Raw genomic sequence first — 2471 nt, forward strand, 5'->3', positions numbered from 1 at the left:
CGCGGCAGCATGACGGCGACCGGTTGTTCGGGGCGCACCCCTCGGGCGACGAGAAGCCGGGCGATCCGGTTGGCCCGGCCCAGCAGTGTGTCGCTGGGGCCCACCGGCGTTCGTACGTGTGCGTGCCGTGCGGTCGGCTCAGGCCTCGTCGCGGCGCAGCGAGGACTTCAGGTCCTTGAAGCGGCCGAGGAGGCCGTTGACGAAGGAGGGCGACTCGTCCGTCGAGAACTCCTTCGCCAGCTGCACCATCTCGTCGAGGACGACGGCGTCCGGGGTCTCGTCGACCCAGATCAGCTCGTAGGCACCGAGGCGCAGGATGTTGCGGTCGACGACCGGCATCCTGTCGAGCGTCCAGCCGACCGAGTACTGCGAGATCAGCTCGTCGATGCGCCTGGCGTGCTGCGCGTAGCCCTCGACGAGCTCCATCGTGTACTCGCTGACCGGGGGCTGGCGGGTGTCGGCCCGGGAGAGCCGGATCCAGTCCCCGAGGACCGTCTGGACATCGGCCCCGCGCTGGTCGCCCTCGAAGAGGATCTGGAAGGCACGCTTGCGGGCCGTGTTGCGGGCAGCCACGGTTAGCTGTTCACCCGGCCGAGGTAGTCGCTCGAGCGGGTGTCGACCTTGATCTTCTCACCGGTGGTGATGAAGAGCGGGACCTGGATCTGGTGGCCGGTCTCCAGCGTGGCGGGCTTGGTGCCGCCGGTGGAACGGTCGCCCTGGACACCGGGCTCGGTCTCCTGGACGACCAGCTCGACGGCGGCCGGCAGCTCGACGAAGAGCACCTCGCCCTCGTGCTGCGCGACCGTGGCGGTGAAGCCCTCGATCAGGAAGTTGGCGGCGTCGGCGACGGCCTTGCGGTCCACCATGAGCTGGTCGTAGGTCTCCATGTCCATGAAGACGAAGTACTCGCCGTCCATGTACGAGAACTGCATGTCGCGCTTGTCGACAGTGGCCGTCTCGACCTTGACACCGGCGTTGAACGTCTTGTCGACGACCTTGCCGGAGAGCACGTTCTTCAGCTTGGTGCGCACGAAGGCCGGGCCCTTGCCGGGCTTGACGTGCTGGAACTCGACGACGGACCAGAGCTGGCCCCCGTCGAGCTTGAGCACCAGGCCGTTCTTGAGGTCGTTCGTGGAAGCCACGGTTGCGGAATCTCCTGGACTGACGTGGACGACCCCGGGGCAGACGCGACAGCTTCAAGGCTAGAGCGCGAGCAGTTCCTTGGTCGTGATGGTAAGTAGCTCGGGTCCGCCGTCCGCCTCGGGGCGTACGACGAGCGTGTCATCGATCCGGACACCGCCCCGGCCCGGGAGGTGGACCCCCGGTTCGACGGTGACCGGCACACAAGCGTCCAGTTTACCCATGGCTGCGGGGGCGAGCTGCGGGTCCTCGTCGATTTCGAGTCCGACACCGTGTCCGGTGAGGTCCGGAAGGCGGTCCGCGTACCCCGCGGAGTCCAGTACCTGACGTGCCGCACGGTCCACGTCACGGTAGGCGGCGCCGGGTGCCAGGGCCTCGCGTCCGGCGCGCTGGGCTGCGAAGACGAGGTCGTACAGCTCGATCTGCCAGTCGGCGGGCGAGGTCCCAATGACAAAAGTACGGCCGATCTCGCAACGGTAGCCGCGATAGACGGCGCCAAGACAAACAGAGAGAAAGTCGCCTTCCTCCACACGCCGATCCGTGGGCCGATGCCCCCTGCGGCCGGAATTCGGCCCGGTGGCGACGGCGGTGGCGAAGGCGGGCCCGTCGGCGCCGTGATCGACGAGCCGCCGCTCCAGTTCGAGGGCGAGATGCCGCTCCGTACGCCCCACGAGGATGGACTCCAGCAGCTCGCCGAGCGCCTGGTCGGCGATCTCGGCGCCGATCCGCAGACAGGCGATCTCTTCCTCGTCCTTTACGACCCGGAGCTGCTCGACGGCGCCACCAAGATCTGCCAGCCGCAGCCGGGGCGCGACGGACCTGATGGCCCGATGCCGGGCCACGGTCAGATGGTGTTCCTCGACGGCGAGGGACTCGGTCCCCTGGGCGGCGGCGAGATCCGCGGCGGCGACGGCCGGATCCCCGCCGGGCACGGACAACGCATGCACGCGCAGGGCATCGTCGGAACGGCCACCCTCGACGGCCCCCGCACACACGAGCAGATCTTCACGCTTCCCCAGCAGCAATACGGCTCCTTGCGGGGCCGTGCCCGCGAGGTACCGCACATTGGCGGCGCGGGAGACCAGCGCCCCCGCACTACCACCCGCGTGACACCGCTCCCGAAGCCGCGCTCTGCGCGCCGCGTAGACCTCTGACATGCCCCGAGCGTAAGAGCGCGGACGGCTGGCCGCCGGTCGGAGAGGGCCGAGTGGGCGGTGCGTGAACGCGACCGCAGGCTTCTTCGCCCCCGCCGCCCCTACCCGTTCCCATCCTCGGGGGCTGCGCCCCCGAACCCCCGCTACGGCCCTGAACGGGCCTCGTCCTCAAACGCC

Annotated in this window: 3 protein-coding genes; all 3 read right to left on the bottom strand. The window is 69.2% G+C overall.

Annotated features, from left to right (window positions below):
- Nucleotides 1–138 precede the first annotated feature (138 nt).
- From nusB to ACWDR4_RS50025, 3 genes are read right to left on the bottom strand one after another with little or no spacing between them, the layout of a single operon-like run.
- Nucleotides 139–573, bottom strand: coding sequence for a transcription antitermination factor NusB (gene nusB, locus ACWDR4_RS50015; RefSeq protein WP_450418846.1), 435 nt, complete (start codon nucleotides 571–573; stop codon nucleotides 139–141).
- 2 nt (nucleotides 574–575) lie between these two features.
- Nucleotides 576–1142 (bottom strand): elongation factor P, encoded by a 567-nt coding sequence (efp, locus tag ACWDR4_RS50020; protein WP_266504749.1) that lies wholly within the window; start codon nucleotides 1140–1142, stop codon nucleotides 576–578.
- A gap of 60 nt (nucleotides 1143–1202) precedes the next feature.
- The gene (locus ACWDR4_RS50025; protein WP_450418848.1) at nucleotides 1203–2297 is read right to left on the bottom strand and encodes a M24 family metallopeptidase; all 1095 of its coding nucleotides are present in this window, start codon (nucleotides 2295–2297) and stop codon (nucleotides 1203–1205) included.
- Nucleotides 2298–2471 lie beyond the last annotated feature (174 nt).

This window comes from Streptomyces sp. NPDC000878 (assembly GCF_053599695.1).